The organism is Streptacidiphilus monticola (genome assembly GCF_042658505.1).
GTDB classification, from domain to species: Bacteria; Actinomycetota; Actinomycetes; order Streptomycetales; family Streptomycetaceae; genus Streptacidiphilus; species Streptacidiphilus monticola.
In genome coordinates, this window is the sequence record NZ_JBHSQJ010000023.1 from 83,357 (window position 1) to 100,262 (window position 16,906).

Here is a 16,906-nt window from a genome sequence, read left to right on the forward strand (position 1 = left end):
CGGACAGCCCCGTCGGCCATGCTGGTTCCTTCCGGGCGACGAGCCCGCGGAACAGCGGGCGGATCACCCGCCGGAACAGGGGACGGATCAGGGGAGGAACGGAACCGTGCTGAGCAGGACCCGGTTGTTCGGAGGCAGGACCAGGGTGACCTTCAAGCTGCCCGCGCACGCGCCGGAGGGCACGGTCAGCGTCGTCGGCGACTTCAACGGATGGCAGCCCGGCGCGGCCGAACTGGTGCGGCGGCGCAACGGCACCCGGACCGTCAGCATCACCTTCCCGCCCGGGGAGCACCGCTTCCGCTACCTGGCCACCGGCGGCGTCTGGTTCGACGACGAGTCGGCCGACCGGATCGACCCGCAGGGCAGCCTGATCCTCGTCTGACCGTCCGTCAGGAAGGCGCTCGGCGGCCCACGGACCCTTGACGCGTTGTCAGGGTGGAGCCGGGCCGCCCTGTTCTGCTTGAATGGAGCCATGGACACGTTGACGGACGGCACTCGCCGGGGCGGCGGGGCGGCGCAGGCCGACCTCGAGCCGTTCTGGCCGTCCCGGCAGCAGTGCCACTTCGACCAGACCTGTTGCCGCTCGACGAGCGCGCAGGTCTGCTCCGCCTGACCCGCGGCCCTTTTCCGGGCCGGGTCGGCCCGGACACCCGCAGGCCCTCGCCGCGCGCAGAAGAAGACCTCCAACCTCCCTTCGCGCGAATCGAGTTGTGCCATGTCCACTGCCACTGTCTCCGTTCTGCCCACCGCCCGCCGTACCGCCCCCGCGACCGCCGCGGCGGCTCCGGGCGGGGTGTACCGCCTGCCCGAGCAGGTCGTCGCCCAGCTCCAGGGGTCCGCCCCGGAGCAGGCCCTGGTCGGCTACCTGGTGCTCGTCCCGGCCGGGACGACGCCGCAGCTGGTGCCCGCGCCCCCGCTCCCCGCGGAGGCGTCGTCCGCCGCCCCCGTCGCCGCGCCCACCCCGCCCGCGACGTCGGCGCCGCACCGGGCCATCGAGCTGGACCCGGACCGGCGCACCGCCCGGGTGAACGGCCGTCAGCTCGACCTGACCTACCTGGAGTTCGAGCTGCTGGCCCATCTGGTCGAGCACCCGCACCGGGTGCACACCCGGGACCACCTGGTCGGCGCCGTCTGGGGCTACGGCCACGTCGGCGACGGCCGTACCGTCGACGTCCACGTGGCGCGGCTGCGCCGCAAGCTCGGGGCGGACTTCCGCGGCAGCATCGTGACGGTCCGCCGGGTCGGCTACAAGTTCGTCCCGCCGGTGGCCCGCTGAGGCATCGCCGGACGCGGGGTCCGTGCCGTCCGGGGGGCGGAACGGACCCCGTCCGGCATCCGGGAACAGGCCGTCCGTTTCGACCGTTGTGGCTGTGGCGACACAAGCGGAGCGAAAGGCGGCGGGCATGGGCAGAGCGGGGAAGATCGCGGCCGGGGTGGCCGGGGCGGCGGCGCTGGGCTGGGCCGCGCGCGAGGTGCCGGCGGCCATGGGGGGCGATCCGCGCAAGGGCAGCCGGGGCGCCCGTGTCGAGGCCTCGCCGCAGTACCGGGAGGGCAAGTTCCGCAATCCCCCGCAGCCGCCCCGGCCCGAGCCCGAGGAGGGCCGCGGCAGCGTGCTGCGCGAGCTGGTCAGCGGGCGCGAGCACCGCAAGCCCCGGCTGCCGATCCCGCTGGTGCGCGAGCTGGCCGAGACGGCGTCCGAGGAGCTGGCGGTCACCTGGCTGGGCCACTCCACCGCACTGCTGGAGATCGAGGGCCAGCGGGTGCTGATCGACCCGGTCTGGGCGGAGCGGTGTTCCCCCTCACAGGCCGCCGGGCCCCGGCGGCTGCACTCGGTCCCGGTCGAACTCGCCGAACTGCCCCCGGTGGACGCGGTGTTGATCTCCCACGACCACTACGACCACCTGGACATGCACACCACCCGGGAACTGGCGCGGCTGCAGCCGTCGCTGCTCTTCGTCGTCCCGCTCGGCGTCGGCGCGCACCTGGAGCGCTGGGGCGTCCCGGAGACCCGGATCGTGGAGCTGGACTGGGACGAGAAGGCAGAGGTCGGCTCGCTGACGCTGACCGCCACCTCGGCGCACCACTTCTCCGGCCGCGGGTTCCGGCGGGACGGGACGCTCTGGGCGTCCTGGGTGATCGCGGGCCCGACCCAGCGCGTCTTCTACAGCGGCGACACCGGGTACTTCGACGGCTTCGCGCGCACCGGCGAGCAGTACGGCCCCTTCGACCTGACGCTGGTGCAGATCGGCGCCTACAGCGAGCACTGGGCGGACATCCACATGACGCCCGAGGAGGGGGTGCGCACCCACCTCGACGTCCGCGGCGGGCTGCTGGTCCCGGTGCACTGGGCCACGTTCGTGCTGGCCACGCACGACTGGTCGGAGCCGGTGGAGCGGCTGTGCGAGGAGGCGGACGCGCAGGCCGTGCCGGTGGCGGTGCCGCGCCCCGGCGAGCGGGTGGTCGTGGCCACTCCGCCCAAGCTGGACCACTGGTGGCGGCGCATCATCTGAGCCCCCGTCAGCAGGCGGGCACGCCGGGGCGGTGAGGTCAGTCGATCGGGGTGCGCGCGGCCGGCAGCGGCAGGGAGGCCCAGATCACCTTGCCGCCGCCGGGAGTCCGCTCGACGTCGCAGCTGCCGCCCGCCTCCAGGGTGATCGTCTTCACGAGCATCAGCCCCCGCCCCCCGGTGCGGCCGAAGTCGGCGGCGAGGGCCTTGGGGCGGTAGGGGTGGTCGTCCTCCACGGACAGCCGCACCCAGTTCGCCCCGATCACCACCTCGACCACCACCTGCGGCGAGAGCAGCGCGGCGTGCCGGACGGCGTTGGTGACCAGCTCGGAGACGATGAGCAGCAGGCTGTCGACGAGGTCGGCGTAGGCGGGGCCGCTGAAGCCCTGGGCGAGCAGCAGGTCGCGCACGGCGTGCCGGGCCTGGGGGACCGACGCCTCCAGCGCGGGCGCGGCGAAGCGCCACACCCCTTCGACCACGCCGGGTGGGGAGCCCCCTCCGGGTTCGGGGTCACCGCCGGGCTCCGGGCCGCCTCCGGGCTCCGGCCCACCCGGTGCCGGGCCGCCCGGTGCCGGGCTGCCCGGCTCGGACACTGGGACCTCTCTGCGGACGTGCATAGGTGATCAGCCGCCATCTCAGGACCGCCCGGGTCATCCGCGCCCGGTGCTCTCCGCCCATGACAGCGTTGGTTCGCCTTCGACACGGCCCGAGCGCGGAAAGTGACCGAATGGCGTCCGCGGATGTCCGTCCGATGATTGGCTCCGACCGTTTTCGACCGTGAGAGGGGTGGTCGGGAGCACTCTGTTTTCCGTGTATTGTTTACCTCGTCACCGCGGGTCACCGCGGACACCACCGGCGCGGGTGGCGGAATGGCAGACGCGCTAGCTTGAGGTGCTAGTGCCCTACGGGGCGTGGGGGTTCAAGTCCCCCCTCGCGCACAGAGAATGACGAAGGCCCCCGGTCCGTACCGGGGGCCTTCACCGTGTCCGGGCGACGCCCCGTCAGCGCCCGTCAGTCGGCCGGCGTCCGGGCTCCGGCTCCGGGAGCAGCAGGCCGAGCAGCAGCGCGACCGGCGGCACCGCGCACAGCGCGAGCAGCGCGCCGCGCGGGCCGTGGGCCTCCGCGACCAGGCCGAGCACGGGGGCCAGCAGGCCGCCGACGCTGACCGCGAGGCCGAGGGTGACGCCCGCGGCGGTGCCGGGGCGGCAGGGCAGGTAGTCCTGGCCGAGCTTGACCAGCACCGCGAACGGCAGGTTCAGCGCCGCCCCGGTCAGCAGCGCGAGCGGCAGCGGCAGCCACGCCCCGGGCGCGAACAGCAGACCGGCGAGCAGGGGAAGGACCAGGGCCGCGCCGAGCTGGACCGTGCGGACCATGCCCCAGCGGTCCGCGATCCGGCCGCCGGCCAGGGTGCCGAGCACGCCTCCGGCCAGGAAGCAGGTCAGCGCCGCGCCCGCGGCCGCGCGTCCGGCGTGGAGCTCACGCAGCCAGTAGAGCTCGATGAAGGTGTTGAGCCCGAAGAAGGCGACCGAGCGCACCACCTCCAGCGCGGTCAGGGCCGTGAAGGGCAGCCAACGGTCGTCGCCGGCAAGCGACGTGACGACATGTCCACTCGCCGCGGCCCGGCGCGAGCGGCGCAGCAGCACGAAGCAGAGGAGCGCGGCCGGGGGCAGGAACAGCGCGGTCGCGCCGACACCCCAGGCCATCAGGGCGGGGGTGGCCAGCACCGGGGCGAGGAAGAACCCGACGCTGCCGCCGGCGGCGAAGACGCTCATCGCGGCGGCACTGTCGCCCGCGTCCGCGCGGGCGGCCTTGCCGGCGGCCGGATGGAAGCAGGCGACGCCGAGGCCGGAGAGCAGGATGAGCAGCCAGACGCCCGCATAGGAGCCGACCAGGCCGGACAGTCCGAGTCCGAGGCCGGCCATCCCGACGCCCGCCCCGGCGAGCCACGGGAGCCGGAACCGGTCCACGGCAAGTCCGACCAGCGGCTGCGGCAGCGCGCTGCCCAGCGTGGCCGCCAAGGTCAGGCCGGTGGTGGCGAGATAGCCGTAGTGGCGCTCCAGCACGAAATAGGGGAGGGCGGCAGGCACCAGGCCCTGGTAGAGGTCGTCGACGGCATGGGCCAGGCCCCACAGCCGCATCCGTCGCCAAGGCGACGGGGCAGGCGTGTCGGTGGAGGCGGCTCCGGTGCGCGGTGTCGCGGTCGAGGTCATGGCCCCAGCGTGGCGACGCAGGGTCGCGGCGGGCTGTCGATAGCCTGCCGGACGATGTCGACAACCCGCCACGACCACGCAGGCCACCACCAGCCCCGTGGGGCTCCCTGCCTGCCGCTGCCCGGACCGACGCGGCAACGGCTGGAACCGGACCAGCGCATCGACTGGCACCAGCACGAGGTGCACCAGCTGATCCACCCCGCGCAGGGCGTGCTGCAGGTGGAGACCGCGGTCGGCAGCTGGGTGGTCCCGCCCCAACGCGCGGTCTGGGTACCGGCGTTCACTCCGCATGCGCACCCGGCGCGGACCGCGGCCCGGATGCGCTCGCTGGCGTTCCCGCCGGAGACCGACCCCCTGGGGACCGAGCAGCCGGTGGTGTGCGCGGTCAGCCCGCTGCTGCGGGAACTGGTCGCCGCGCTCGCCGAGGAAGGCGACGGCTACCCGAGCGAGGAGCGGGCGGCGCTGCAACTCGCGGCGGCCTACCAACTCGCCCGCGCGGAGCGGCTGCCGGTGCTGTTGCCGACGCCGGTGGACGACCGGCTGCGCGCGGTGGCCGCGCTCCTCCACGCCGATCCGGGGGACCCGCGCTCGCTGCGCGAGCTCGGCGCGGCGGTGGGCGCCGGCGAACGCACGCTGAGCAGGCTGTTCCAGGCCGAGACCGGAATGAGCTTTCCGCGCTGGCGCGCCCGGCTCCGGCTGCACCACGCCCTCAGCATGCTCGACGCCGGACGCTCCGTCACCGCCACGGCGGCCGCCTGCGGTTACGCCACCCCCAGCGCCTTCACCGAGGCCTTCCGCCGCACCTTCGGCACCACCCCGAGCCAGTACCTGCCGCCGACCCAGGCCAACTGACGCCGGGACAGGTCCCGGCGGAGCCGGGGGCGCGCAGCAATGCGGCCGGTCGCCCGGCCCGGGCGTCACCTCCGGGCGTCATCCGCTCGCCCCGGCCGTCACCGGCTCTGGGGCACCGGAGGCGGGGCCGTGCTCTCGCGGACGACCAGCTCCGGCGTCACCACCGCCTGGACGCGGCGCTCGCGGTGCCCGGTGTCCGCGATCTGCTCCAGCAGCAGGGACACGCACAACCGCCCGACCTGCTCGAAATCCTGATGGACCGTCGTCAGCGGCGGCAGGAAGAACGCGGACTCGGCCACATCGTCGAAGCCCACCACGCTGACGTCGTGCGGGACCCGCCGCCCGGCCTCGTGCAGGGCCTTGACCAGGCCGAGGGCCATGTGGTCGTTGGCCACGAAGACCGCGGTCACCTCGGGGTCGGCGGCGAGGCGGCGGCCGAGCCGGTAGCCGGACTCGGCGCTCCAGTCGCCGTACAGCACCGGAGGCACCGGCGCGCCCGCCCGCTTGAGGGTGTCGAACCAGGCCGCGGCGCGGCGTCGCGCGGAGTGGGAGTCCTGCGGGCCGGCCAGGTGGTGGACCGTGCGGTGGCCCAGGCCCAGCAGGTGCGCGGTGGCGGCCTCGGCGCCCGCGGCCTGGTTGTTGTCGACGGAGGGGTGGCGCTGGTCCGGGTCGCCGTCGGCGATGACCAGGGGGACCCCGTGCGGCAGGTTGCGGTTCGGATGGTCCAGGATCTGGGCCTCGATCAGGATGATCCCGTCCACGCCCTGGTTGGTCAGCTTGGTGACCGCCTGTTCCATCGCACCGCCGGTGGCGACCTCCGGGCCGACCAGGTTCACCGAGTAGCCCGAGATCCGTGCGACCTCCGATATCGCCTGCAGCGTACGGCTGTTGCCGTGCGCGCTGAGGCTGAAGCTGATCACGCCGATCATGCCGAACCGGCCGGTGGCCAGGGCCCTGGCGGCGCTGTTGGGCTGGTACCCCAGCAGCTGCATCGCCGAGAGCACGCGCTGCCGGGTGGCCTCGTCCACATTGCTGCGGTTGTTGGCGACCCGGGAGACCGTCTGGCTGGAGACCCCCGCCAGGGCGGCGACGTCCGCCTGCGAGGGCGGCTTGCGCGTCTTGGTGGGCACAGGCGAACTCTCGGTCACGAAACCATCCTTCACGATGTTTGCGCCAACATCCTAGGCCCGTGCCCCAGTCGCTTGGCAAGAGCTTGGGCCTTCGCTGAATGTCCGTCAATGTCCGCTTAAGTAGGGTCTCTTGGGTCGAGCGAAAGTGTTACGCCCGCGTGTCTTGACGCGCCGCGACGTCCGGGATCACACTCAACGCCAGTCAGGCCGTGTTTGCGCAAACACAGCGCGGCTGGCCCGCCGGCTCAGCAGCCCAGCCCCTCGAACCTTGGACGTTCCGTGACACGACGCTACGGTTTCCTCTTCCTGCTCCCGTTCCTGGTCGTCTTCGCCGCAGCCGTGGTGGCGCCGCTGGGATACGCGGCCTACCTCAGCCTGTTCCGGCAGGGCCTGGTCGGCGGCAACGTGTTCGTGGGGCTGGACAACTACCGGCAGGCGCTGACCGACACGCTGCTGCACGTGGGGCTGGGCCGGGTCGCGCTCTTCCTCGCCGTGCAGGTGCCGATCATGCTGGGCCTGGCCCTGCTCGCCGCCCTCGCGCTCGACAGCGGCCGGCTGCGCTGGGCCGGCCTGTTCCGGATCGGCATCTTCATCCCCTACGCCGTTCCCGCCGTGGTCGCCGCGCTGATGTGGGGCTACCTCTACGGCCCGCACTTCGGGCTGTTCCACCAGCTCGGCACCGACCTGCACCTGCCGGTGCCGGACCTGCTCTCCCGCTCCTGGATGCTCGCCTCCATCGGCAACGTCACCACCTGGGAGTACACCGGGTACAACATGCTGATCCTGTACGCCGCGCTGCGGACCGTGCCGCACGAGCTGTACGAGGCCGCCGAGGTCGACGGGGCCGGGGAGATCCGCAAGGCGCTGTCCATCAAGGTGCCGGCGATCCGTCAGGCGCTGCTGCTCACCGGCATCTTCTCGGTCATCGGCAGCTTCCAGCTGTTCAACGAGCCCAACGTGCTGCAGTCGCTCGCGCCCGGCGTCATCTCCACCAACTACACGCCCAACATGTACGCCTTCAACCTCGCCTTCAACGGCCAGCAGTTCAACTACTCCGCCGCCGTCGCCGTGGTCCTCGGCGGCGTGACCGCCGTCGTCGCCTACTCCGTCCAGCTGTGGGCCAACCGTCAGGAGCGCGCCCTGTGAGCGCCACCGCCACCGCACCCGACCGGGACCGCGCCGAGGCCGACCCGGTGCGCCGCCGCAGCCGCCGCAGCCGTCCGGGCGTCCGCAACTCCGGCCGCCGGCGCGGCAAGAGCCCGCTGCTCACCGCGATCATGGGCGTGATGCTGCTCTACACGCTGATGCCGCTGGTGTGGCTGCTGCTGAGCAGCACCAAGGACGGCCAGTCGCTCTTCGACAGCTTCGGCCTCTGGTTCGGCCACGGCTTCCACCTCTTCGACAACATCCGGCTGACCGTCACCTACGACCACGGCGTCTACCTGCGCTGGCTGGGCAACACCGTGCTCTACGCGGTCGTCGGCGCCGGGGGAGCGGCGGCGCTCGCCGCGCTCGGCGGCTACGGGCTGGCGAAGTACGAGTTCCGCGGCAAGCGCCTGATCTTCGGCATCATCCTGGGCGCCATCACCATCCCGACGACCGCCCTCGCGGTGCCCACCTACCTGCTGTTCAGCAAGGTCGGCATCGTCAACTCGCCCTGGGCGGTGCTGATCCCGGCGCTGGCCAGCCCCTTCGGCCTGTACCTGATGCGGGTCTACGCCATGGAGGCGATCCCCGACTCGCTCCTGGAGGCGGCGCGCATCGACGGCTCCGGCGAGCTGCGCACCTTCTGGACGGTCTCGCTGCGGCTGCTCGCGCCGGGCTTCGTCACCGTGCTGCTGTTCACGCTCGTGGCCACCTGGAACAACTACTTCCTGCCGCTGATCGTGCTCAGCGATCCCAAGTGGTTCCCGCTGACGGTCGGCCTGAGCCAGTGGAACGCGCAGACCACCGGCCCGCAGAGCGGCGGCGCGGGCATCGTCGACCTCTACCCCCTGATCATCACCGGCAGCGTGCTCGCCGTCGTGCCGCTCGTCGCCGCCTTCCTGCTGCTGCAGCGCTACTGGCAGTCCGGCCTCGCGGCCGGTTCGGTCAAGCAGTAGCCCCGCACCGCCCCCTGACGCACCACCAGTCCCGACGCACCACCAGTCCTGACCGTCTCCGTCAACGACGACCCGAGGAGCACACCCTCCATGCGAACCGTGCGCAGCCGCTCCACCAGAACCGCTCGCATCCTCCTGGCCGCCTCGGCGGCGCTCGCCCTCTCGCTCACCGCCGCCTGCAGCTCCTCGTCCGGAAGCTCCGGCGGATCCGGTGGCAAGCCGGTCAGCGCCGCGGACGCACTCAACACCCCCACCACGCTGACCTTCTGGACGTGGGTGCCGAACATCCAGAAGACGGTGGACCTGTTCGAGCAGAAGTACCCGAAGATCAAGGTCAAGGTGGTCAACGCGGGCCAGTCCGCGGACGAGTACACCAAGCTGCAGACCGCGATCAAGGCCGGCAGCGGCGCCCCGGACGTCGCCCAGATCGAGTACTTCGCGCTGCCGCAGTTCGCCCTCTCCAAGCAGGTCGTCAACCTCTCCGACTACGGCGCCGGTTCGCTCAAGTCCTCCTACACGGACTCCGCCTGGGCCCAGGTCGCCATCGACAACGGAATCTACGGCTACCCGCAGGACACCGGTCCGCTGACCATGTTCTACCGCACCGACATCTTCAAGCAGCTCGGCATCGCCGTCCCCACCACCTGGGACGAGTTCGCCAAGGCCGCCGAGAAGATCCACGCCGCCGACCCGACCCACTACATCGCCTCCATCGACCCGGGCGACGCCGGCGGCGTCGACAGCCTGATCTGGCAGGCCGGCGGCCGGCCGTTCCAGGGCAGCGGCACCTCGGTCAAGCTCAACCTCAAGGACGCGGGCACCGCCAAGTTCGCCCAGCTGTGGTCCTCGCTGCTGGCCAAGAAGCTGGTCGACCCCACTCCCGGCTGGACCACCGACTGGTGGAAGGGCATGGGCAGCGGCAAGTACGCGGTGTGGATCGCCGGCGCCTGGGCCCCGGGCTCGCTGGAGTCCACCATCGCCCAGACCTCCGGCAAGTGGGCCGCCGCCCCGGTGCCGCAGTGGACCGCGGGCGCCAACGTCAGCTCGGAGAACGGCGGTTCCTCCGACGCGGTCATCTCCACCAGCCCCAACAAGGCCGCCGCGGCCGCCTTCGCCGCCTGGCTCAACTCCGACCCGGTGGCCACCGCCTCGCTCAGCGCCAACGGGCTCTTCCCGGCCACCACCGCGCTGCTGAACAGCCAGGACTTCCTGGGCAAGAAGTTCGACTTCTTCGGCGGACAGCAGGCCAACCAGGTCTTCGCCGCCAACTCCAAGGCCGTGGCCCCCGGCTGGCAGTACCTGCCCTACCAGGTCTACGCCAACTCCGTCTTCAAGGACAGCGTCGGCAAGGCGATCAGCGAGGGCACCGACCTCGGCGCCGCGCTCGGCACCTGGCAGTCCACCATCGGCAGCTACGGCACCCAGCAGGGCTTCAGCGTCTCCAACGGCTGAGCAGCGTAGCGCCGGACACCCCAAGTCCCGGGGCGCGGGCGTCGATTCGGGCGTGCCCGCGCCCCGGCCGAACCACGGAGCGAGACTTCACGTGGCAGTGCTCGACATCACCGACGACGGTTTCCGCCTCGACGGGCAGCCGTTCCGGATCCTCTCCGGCGGACTGCACTACTTCCGGGTGCACCCCGAGCAATGGGCGGACCGGCTGCACAAGGCCCGGCTGATGGGCCTCAACACCGTCGAGACCTACGTCCCCTGGAACCTGCACCAGCCCCGGCCGGACAGCTTCACCACCGACGGCTTCCTCGACCTGCCGCGCTTCCTCGAACTCGCCGCGACCGAGGGCCTGCACGTGCTGCTGCGGCCCGGCCCCTACATCTGCGCCGAGTGGGAGGGCGGCGGCCTGCCGTCCTGGCTGCTGGCCGACCCGGAGATGCGGCTGCGCTCCACCCAGCCCGCCTACCTGGAGGCGGTGGACGGCTTCCTCGACCGGCTGCTCCCGGCGGTCCTGCCGTACCTGGCCACCCGGGGCGGTCCGGTGCTGGCGGTCCAGGTCGAGAACGAGTACGGCGCCTACGGCAGCGACACCGCCTACCTGGAGCACCTCGCCCAGGCGCTGAAGCAGCGCGGCGTCGACGTCCCGCTGTTCACCGCCGACCAGCCGGGCGACCTGGCCGACGGCGGACTGGACGGGGTGCTGCGTACCGTCAACTTCGGCGGCAGGGCGGCCCAGGGCCTCGCGGCGCTGCGCGAGCTGCAGCCCCAGGGCCCGCTGATGTGCGCCGAGTTCTGGAACGGCTGGTTCGACCGCTGGGGCGGCGTGCACACGGTCCGACCGGCCGCGGACGCCGCGGCGGTGCTGGAGGAGATGCTGGCCGCCGGGGCCTCGGTCAGCTTCTACATGTTCCACGGCGGCACCAACTTCGGCTTCACCAACGGCGCCAACGACAAGGGGCTGTACCGGGCCACGGTCACCTCCTACGACTACGACGCCCCCCTCGACGAGGCGGGCGACCCCACCCCGAAGTACGCGGCCTTCCGCGAGGTGCTCGCCCGCTACGGCGAGGTCCCGGACGCCCCGGTGCCGCCCCCCGGCCCCAAGCTCGCCGTCCCCGGCATCGCCCTGGACCTGACCGCCCCGCTGTGGGACGCCCTGGACGCGCTCGGCGAACTCGTGTCCGGCGAACGCCCGCTCGGCATGGAGGAGTTGGGCCAGGCATTCGGATTCGTCCTGTACTCCGCGACGCTGCCCGAGGCCGGACCGGCGCTGCTCCACCTGCCCGTGGTCCGCGACCGGGCCCAGGTCTTCGTCGACGGCCAGCCGGTCGGCGTGCTGGAACGGGAGAACGACGACCACGCGCTGGCCTTCACCAGCCCCCGGGCGGGCGCGGAACTGCGCATCCTGGTCGAGAACCAGGGGCGGGTCAACTACGGCCAGGCGGTGCACGACCGCAAGGGACTCTTCGGCCCGGTCACCGTCAACGGCCGGCCGCTCGGGCCCTGGTCCAGCCGGCCGCTGCCGCTCGACTCGCTCTCGGGGCTGGCGTTCGTGCCCTCGACCGCCGCAGCGGTCGTCGGACCCGCCTTCCACCGGGGCGAGTTCGAGATCGAGGCCCCGGCCGACAGCCACCTGCACCTGCCCGGCTGGACCAAGGGCAACGCCTGGGTCAACGGCTTCAACCTCGGCCGCTACTGGTCCCGCGGACCGCAGCGGTCCCTCTACGTCCCGGCCCCGGTGCTGCGCCCCGGCCGGAACGAGCTCACCGTCCTCGAACTGCACGCCTCCACGACGCGCTCCGCCGAGCTGCGGCAGACCGCCGACCTCGGACCGCTCGAGGACTGACGCAGCGGCACGACCCGTACGGCCCCGGGGAGTCCATCTCCCCGGAGCCGCGCGGTGGCACCTCCCCGGCACTTCCACCCCGCAGTCCCCGGAGGAACCCGCATGCTGAAACCTGTCATGATCCTGTCCACAGCGGCGGCGCTGGTCACCGCGGCCCTGTTGCCCCTGACCGGTTCCACCCCGGCCGCGGCCTCCACCGGCACCGCCCAGATCACCGGCGCCGCCCAGACCATCGCCGGCTTCGGCGCGTCCGGCGCCTGGTGGGTCAACGACCTCGCCCACTTCGGCACGACCGCCCAGAAGCAGGCCGCGGACCTGCTGTTCACCAGCTCCGGCATCCAGCTCAGCCAGTACCGGTACAACATCGGCGGAGGCGGCACCGGCGTCAGCGTCGCCGCCCGCGCACCGCAGACGTTCCTCAACGCCGACGGCAGCTACGACTGGACCCGCGACCCGGGCGGCCGCGCCTTCCTCGGCTACGCGGCCGCCGACGGCGTCCCGGACCTGATCGGCTTCGTCAACAGCGCCCCGGCGTCGATGACCAGCAACGGCCAGAGCTGCGGCGGCTCGCTCGGCACCGGTCAGGAGTCGGCCTACGGCAGCTACCTCGCCACCGTCGCGGCCCACTTCGCGGCCCAGGGCACGGCCTTCGACGAGATCAGCCCGATGAACGAGCCGGACAACTCCTTCAGCTCCTGCGGCCAGGAGGGCATGACCGTCGCCCCCGCGGCCAGGGCCGGGGTCATCAACGCGGTGGGCTCGGCACTCGCGTCGGCGGGCCTGAGCACGAAGGTCATCGCGGACGAGTCCAGCCAGACCACCCAGCTGCTCTCCGAAGCACCCACCTGGCTCGCCGACGCCACGGCCCCCGGCCACGTGTCCGCGATCGCGCACCACACGTACGACTTCCCGTCCGGCAGCCAGCTGGAGCAGGTCGGCGCGCTCGGCGCGACCAACGGCAAGCCCGTGTGGGCCACCGAGATCTGCTGCCAGGTCAGCGGAGGCGGCTACGGCCAGCAGTACGACCCGACCATCACCGGGGCGCTGACCCTGGTCAACTCGCTCTACAACGACCTCGCCTACGGCAACGACAGCGCCTTCCAGTGGTGGACCGCCCTCTCGTCCGAGCTGGGCTGCGACCCGACGGCCTCCGGCAGCTGCGCCACCTCGGTCAACTCCCACGGCTGGAACGACGGCCTGATCTACTACGATCCGAACTACGCGACCGACGGCAACCAGACGCTCTACCCGACCAAGCGCTTCTACGCCCTGGGGCAGTACAGCAAGTTCGTCCGCCCCGGCGCCGTGCGCTATGCCGTCGCCGGCTCGCTGTCCGGAGTGCAGACGCTGGCCTTCCGGCAGAACAACGCGTGGACGATCGTGGCGGCCAACACCAACACGTCGTCAACGTCCCTGGCGCTCAACGCCGGCAGCGGCACGCTGACCCCGACGGCGAGCTACCGCACCAGCGCGACCGAGAGCCTGGCCCCGGTCTCCGCCCCGAACGTCTCCGGCTCCACGCTGACGGCGACGCTGCCCGCCCAGAGCGTCACCACCTACGTCCTCTCCAGCGCCGGCCAGCCCGGCAGCACGGCCCCGACCGGGCAGACGCTGACCGGCGTCGGCTCCGGCCGCTGCCTCGACGTCCCGGGGTCGAAGACGGCCAACGGGACTCAGCTGGACCTGTGGACCTGCAACGGCGGCAGCAACCAGGCCTTCACGCTGACGGCCTCGGGGACGATCACCGTCTACGGCGGCGGCAGTGCGAAGTGCCTCGACGGATACCAGGGCGGAACGGCGGCAGGGACCGTCGTGGACATCTACACCTGCAACGGCGGCGCCAACCAGCGGTGGGTGGTCCACCCCGACGGCACGGTCACGAACGCGGCCTCCGGCCTCTGCCTCGACGCCACGGGCCAGGGCACGGCGAACGGCACCCTCATCGAGGAGTGGACCTGCAACGGCGGCACGAACCAGCGCTGGACCCTGGCCTGAGGCGGCCCCGGGCGCCCCGCGGGGGCCCGAAGGGCCCTTGAGGGGCGCGAGGAACCGCGCGAGCAACACACTCCTCGGGGAGGTCCGGCCTGCCATCAGGGTCGAACCTCCCCGAGTGGTGGGCCGGTCGCGCAGTTCCTCGCGCCCCTTCAGGGCCCTTCGGGCCCTCAAGGACCCCTGCGGGGTCCGGGGCTGGGGTGGCGTGGGATGCTCGCGCGGTGAACGTCCTGCCCTCCGCCTCCGTCTCCCCCTCCGCCTCCCCGGCGGTACGCAATCCCGTCGGAGCCCATGTCCCGGTCGCCGCAAAGGGGTTGGTGGGCACCGGACTCGCCTGCGCGGCGCAGCTCCACGCCGAGGCCGTGCAGGTGTTCGTCGCCAACCCGCGGGGCTGGGCCACACCCGCCGGGCAGCCCGCGCAGGACGAGGCATTCCGTGCGGCCTGCGCCGCGCTGCGCATCCCGGCCTACGTGCACGCGCCCTACCTCATCAACTTCGGCACGGAGAACCCGCTCACCCTCGAACGCTCCGTCAACTCCCTCCGGCACTCGCTCCGCCGCGGCCGCGCCATCGGCGCGCTCGGGGTCGTCGTGCACACCGGCTCGGCCACCGGGGGCAGGCCGCGGCAGGAGGCGCTGCGCCAGGTGCGCGAGCACCTGCTCCCGCTCCTGGACGCGGAGGACGGCCCCTGGCTGCTGCTCGAACCCACCGCCGGTCAGGGGGCGTCCCTCTGCTCGCGCATCGAGGAGCTCGCCGCGTACGCGGACGCGCTGGACCGCCATCCGCGCGTGGGCGTGTGCCTGGACACCTGTCACGCCTTCGCCGCCGGTCACGACCTCGCCGCCGAGGGTGGAGTGACCGAGGCGCTGGACCTCCTGGAGCGCACCCTCGGCCCCGGGCGGCTGCGGCTGATCCACGCCAACGACTCCAAGGACGTCTGCGGCGCCCGCAAGGACCGCCACGAGAACATCGGCCACGGGCACATCGGCGCCCCCGCCTTCGCGGAGCTGTTCCGGCACCCGTCCACCGCGGGCGTCCCGCTCGTCGTGGAGACCCCTGACCGCAGCGCCGGCCCCGGGCGCGGTCACGCCGCCGACATCGCCCTCCTCAAGTCCCTGCGCTGACTCCGGAGTCGTCAGCCGGGGGCAGCCACCGCGGCTCGTCGGCCCCGGGCAGGGACGGGGGCCGGGACCACACCTCCGTGCCGAAGGGCGGCCGGACGTAGCGCAGTCGGCCGAAGGCGGAGTCCGTCTCGGCCAGGTAGCCGCCGGGGGATCGGAGCAGTGCCTCGTCCGCGCCGGCCGGCTCGGGGTCCAGGCCGTGCATCAGCCAGTGGGCGGTCCCGGCCAGCGAGTACCGCAGCAGCGCGCCGCCGAGGCCCCGCTGACGGTCCGTCAGCGCCCGCAGGACGCCCGCGGCGATCAGGTACCCGGTGCCGTGGTCCAGCGCCTGGGCCGGCAGGACTCCCGGCGGCCCGTCCGGCTTGTCGGCCTCCAGCGCGGCGATGCCCACGCCCGCCTGGACCAGGCTGTCGAAGCCGCGCCGTCCGCGCCAGGGCTCGGGCGCGTCCCAGCCCCAGGCGCAGAGCTGGGCGACGACCAGCTCCGGGCGCCGGGAGAAGAGCGCCTCGGGGGAGAGCCCGAAACGGTCGAGCGCACGCGGGCGGTACCCCGTGACGACGACGTCGGCGGTCGCGGCCAGGCCGTCAAGGAGGTCGCGGTCCGCGGGCGCTGCCAGGTCGAGCAGCGCGGAACGCTTGCCGAAGCCGGTGTCGGCCTGCGCCCCCGGCTCCTCGGGGCGGTGGCGCGGGTCGATCCGCAGCACGTCGGCGCCGAGCAGGCCCAGGGTCCGGGTCGCCACAGGGCCGGCGATCACCCGGGTGAGGTCGAGCACCCGCACCCCCTCCAGAGGACGGATCGCCCTGCCCAGCACCGGCGCTGACGGCGCGTCGGACCGCGTGCGCTGCACCAGGGGCAGGGGACCGTGCGCACCGGGCGGGGCCACGGCGACGGCCAGTCCGCCCGCGGCGTAGACCGCCTGCTCGACGGCGGCGGCTTCGCGTCGCGCCAGCTCCGCGGCCAGCAGCTCCGGTCCCGCGGACTCCGGCAGCGCGAGCGCGGCGAGCAGCCGGGCCCGGTGGTGCGGGTAGTTGGCGTGGGTGCGCACCCAGCCGTCGGCGGTCCGCCAGAAGCCGGAGAGCGGCGCGAACGTCGGCACCGGAGCGCCGTCGATCCGCAGCTGACGCTCGCTCAAGAAGGCCATGGCGACGGCGGTCCGGTCGATGGGGACCGCTTCGTTCAGGGCGTCTCCGTTGCGGGTGGCGAGCAGGGCGACGGCGCCGAGCGCCGCCGCGGCCACGGTGGCCGTGGCGAGCGTGCGCACCGGGAGCCGGGCGCCCAGCAGCGGGGTGGGCCGGTGGAAGGAGACGAGCCGCGTCAGGTCGGGGTCGCCGCCGAGCGCGGCCCAGGCGTGGCCGAGGGCATGATCACGAGGTGAGGTCACCGGCCCATTCTGCGCCTCCCCGAGCGCGGCTCGGGGGCCCGGGCGAAGAGAGCTTCCTGGGCCTGGGCGAGCAGCCCGGCACCTCTCAGCGGCGCGAGCCTGCCGACATGCGCGGCTCCGCCGCGTGGGCGCGACCGGCCCCCACCACCCGCGGAGGTCCGACCCTGATAGCGGCCGGACCTCCCGAGCGCGGCTCGGGGGGGCATGGGCCCAAGAGAGCTTCCTGGGCCTGGGCGAGCAGCCCGGCACCTCTCAGCGGCGCGAGCCTGCCGACATGCGCGGCTCCGCCGCGTGGGCGCGACCAGCCCACCACCCAC

At 73.2% G+C, this 16,906-nt stretch carries 15 protein-coding genes and 1 tRNA gene; 12 read left to right on the forward strand and 4 right to left on the reverse strand.

The genetic code is table 11. The annotated features are described in order from the left end of the window. Nucleotides 1–106 precede the first annotated feature (106 nt). The 4 genes from ACFP3V_RS07795 to ACFP3V_RS07810 all read left to right on the forward strand — a co-directional run bounded on the left by ACFP3V_RS07795 (nucleotide 107) and on the right by ACFP3V_RS07810 (nucleotide 2,510). Nucleotides 107–382: an isoamylase early set domain-containing protein gene (locus tag ACFP3V_RS07795; protein WP_380581205.1), complete on the forward strand. Its 276-nt coding sequence runs from the start codon at nucleotides 107–109 to the stop codon at nucleotides 380–382. A 90-nt stretch (nucleotides 383–472) separates the two neighbouring features. Continuing rightward, nucleotides 473–613 carry a hypothetical protein gene (locus ACFP3V_RS07800; RefSeq protein ID WP_380581207.1) on the forward strand — a complete coding sequence of 47 codons (141 nt, stop codon included), beginning with the start codon at nucleotides 473–475 and terminating at the stop codon, nucleotides 611–613. Between the two features lie 102 nt (nucleotides 614–715). Further along, nucleotides 716–1,276, forward strand: a complete 561-nt coding sequence (locus ACFP3V_RS07805) for a winged helix-turn-helix domain-containing protein (protein ID WP_380581209.1) — start codon at nucleotides 716–718, stop codon at nucleotides 1,274–1,276. Between the two features lie 127 nt (nucleotides 1,277–1,403). Next, nucleotides 1,404–2,510 carry an MBL fold metallo-hydrolase gene (locus tag ACFP3V_RS07810; RefSeq protein ID WP_380581211.1) on the forward strand — a complete coding sequence of 369 codons (1,107 nt, stop codon included), beginning with the start codon at nucleotides 1,404–1,406 and terminating at the stop codon, nucleotides 2,508–2,510. A 37-nt stretch (nucleotides 2,511–2,547) separates the two neighbouring features. On the opposite strand, the gene ACFP3V_RS07815 is transcribed toward ACFP3V_RS07810, so the two are convergent. Then, nucleotides 2,548–2,985 carry an ATP-binding protein gene (locus ACFP3V_RS07815; protein ID WP_380581213.1) on the reverse strand — a complete coding sequence of 146 codons (438 nt, stop codon included), beginning with the start codon at nucleotides 2,983–2,985 and terminating at the stop codon, nucleotides 2,548–2,550. Nucleotides 2,986–3,361: 376 nt separating this feature from the next. Here ACFP3V_RS07815 and ACFP3V_RS07820 point away from each other — a divergent pair. Next, nucleotides 3,362–3,444 (forward strand) — tRNA-Leu (locus ACFP3V_RS07820). A 63-nt stretch (nucleotides 3,445–3,507) separates the two neighbouring features. Here ACFP3V_RS07820 and ACFP3V_RS07825 read toward each other — a convergent pair. Further along, on the reverse strand, nucleotides 3,508–4,716 hold the full coding sequence (locus ACFP3V_RS07825) for an MFS transporter (RefSeq protein ID WP_380581215.1): 1,209 nt from the start codon (nucleotides 4,714–4,716) through the stop codon (nucleotides 3,508–3,510). Nucleotides 4,717–4,770: 54 nt separating this feature from the next. Between ACFP3V_RS07825 and ACFP3V_RS07830 the strand changes: the two genes are divergently transcribed. After that, entirely contained in the window at nucleotides 4,771–5,568 is a 798-nt protein-coding gene (locus ACFP3V_RS07830) for an AraC family transcriptional regulator (RefSeq protein ID WP_380581217.1), read from the forward strand. Between the two features lie 98 nt (nucleotides 5,569–5,666). Here ACFP3V_RS07830 and ACFP3V_RS07835 read toward each other — a convergent pair whose 3' ends face one another. Then, nucleotides 5,667–6,716 carry a LacI family DNA-binding transcriptional regulator gene (locus ACFP3V_RS07835; RefSeq protein ID WP_380581219.1) on the reverse strand — a complete coding sequence of 350 codons (1,050 nt, stop codon included), beginning with the start codon at nucleotides 6,714–6,716 and terminating at the stop codon, nucleotides 5,667–5,669. A gap of 261 nt (nucleotides 6,717–6,977) precedes the next feature. On the opposite strand from ACFP3V_RS07835, the gene ACFP3V_RS07840 reads away from it, so the two are divergent. The 6 genes from ACFP3V_RS07840 (at nucleotide 6,978) to ACFP3V_RS07865 (ending at nucleotide 15,211) form a co-directional block, all read left to right on the forward strand. Then, on the forward strand, nucleotides 6,978–7,844 hold the full coding sequence (locus ACFP3V_RS07840; RefSeq protein ID WP_380581221.1) for a carbohydrate ABC transporter permease: 867 nt from the start codon (nucleotides 6,978–6,980) through the stop codon (nucleotides 7,842–7,844). Then, a complete protein-coding gene (locus tag ACFP3V_RS07845) occupies nucleotides 7,841–8,800 on the forward strand; it encodes a carbohydrate ABC transporter permease (protein ID WP_380581223.1) in 960 nt (319 codons plus the stop codon). The genes ACFP3V_RS07840 and ACFP3V_RS07845 overlap by 4 nt, the downstream gene beginning before the upstream one ends. Nucleotides 8,801–8,890: 90 nt before the next feature. Further along, nucleotides 8,891–10,252: an ABC transporter substrate-binding protein gene (locus ACFP3V_RS07850; RefSeq protein ID WP_380581225.1), complete on the forward strand. Its 1,362-nt coding sequence runs from the start codon at nucleotides 8,891–8,893 to the stop codon at nucleotides 10,250–10,252. Nucleotides 10,253–10,343: 91 nt separating this feature from the next. After that, complete coding sequence (locus ACFP3V_RS07855; protein ID WP_380581227.1) at nucleotides 10,344–12,095, forward strand: glycoside hydrolase family 35 protein; 1,752 nt, start codon at nucleotides 10,344–10,346, stop codon at nucleotides 12,093–12,095. A gap of 102 nt (nucleotides 12,096–12,197) precedes the next feature. Then, nucleotides 12,198–14,090, forward strand: a complete 1,893-nt coding sequence (locus ACFP3V_RS07860) for a glycoside hydrolase (protein WP_380581229.1) — start codon at nucleotides 12,198–12,200, stop codon at nucleotides 14,088–14,090. Nucleotides 14,091–14,317: 227 nt separating this feature from the next. Next, entirely contained in the window at nucleotides 14,318–15,211 is an 894-nt protein-coding gene (locus ACFP3V_RS07865; protein ID WP_380581247.1) for a deoxyribonuclease IV, read from the forward strand. On the opposite strand, the gene ACFP3V_RS07870 is transcribed toward ACFP3V_RS07865, so the two are convergent. Then, complete coding sequence (locus ACFP3V_RS07870) at nucleotides 15,195–16,589, reverse strand: CoA transferase (protein WP_380581231.1); 1,395 nt, start codon at nucleotides 16,587–16,589, stop codon at nucleotides 15,195–15,197. The two genes, ACFP3V_RS07865 and ACFP3V_RS07870, sit on opposite strands and share 17 nt — an antisense overlap. Nucleotides 16,590–16,906: the final 317 nt, after the last annotated feature.

Excerpts from the sequence above, each read along its gene's own strand:
- ACFP3V_RS07825 (WP_380581215.1), bottom strand. The coding sequence starts at position 4,716 with ATGACCTCGACCGCGACACCGCGCACCGGAGCCGCCTCCACCGACACG.
- ACFP3V_RS07860 (WP_380581229.1), top strand. The coding sequence starts at position 12,198 with ATGCTGAAACCTGTCATGATCCTGTCCACAGCGGCGGCGCTGGTCACC.
- ACFP3V_RS07810 (WP_380581211.1), top strand. The coding sequence starts at position 1,404 with ATGGGCAGAGCGGGGAAGATCGCGGCCGGGGTGGCCGGGGCGGCGGCG.
- ACFP3V_RS07800 (WP_380581207.1), top strand. The coding sequence starts at position 473 with ATGGACACGTTGACGGACGGCACTCGCCGGGGCGGCGGGGCGGCGCAG.
- ACFP3V_RS07830 (WP_380581217.1), top strand. The coding sequence starts at position 4,771 with ATGTCGACAACCCGCCACGACCACGCAGGCCACCACCAGCCCCGTGGG.
- ACFP3V_RS07805 (WP_380581209.1), top strand. The coding sequence starts at position 716 with ATGTCCACTGCCACTGTCTCCGTTCTGCCCACCGCCCGCCGTACCGCC.
- ACFP3V_RS07850 (WP_380581225.1), top strand. The coding sequence starts at position 8,891 with ATGCGAACCGTGCGCAGCCGCTCCACCAGAACCGCTCGCATCCTCCTG.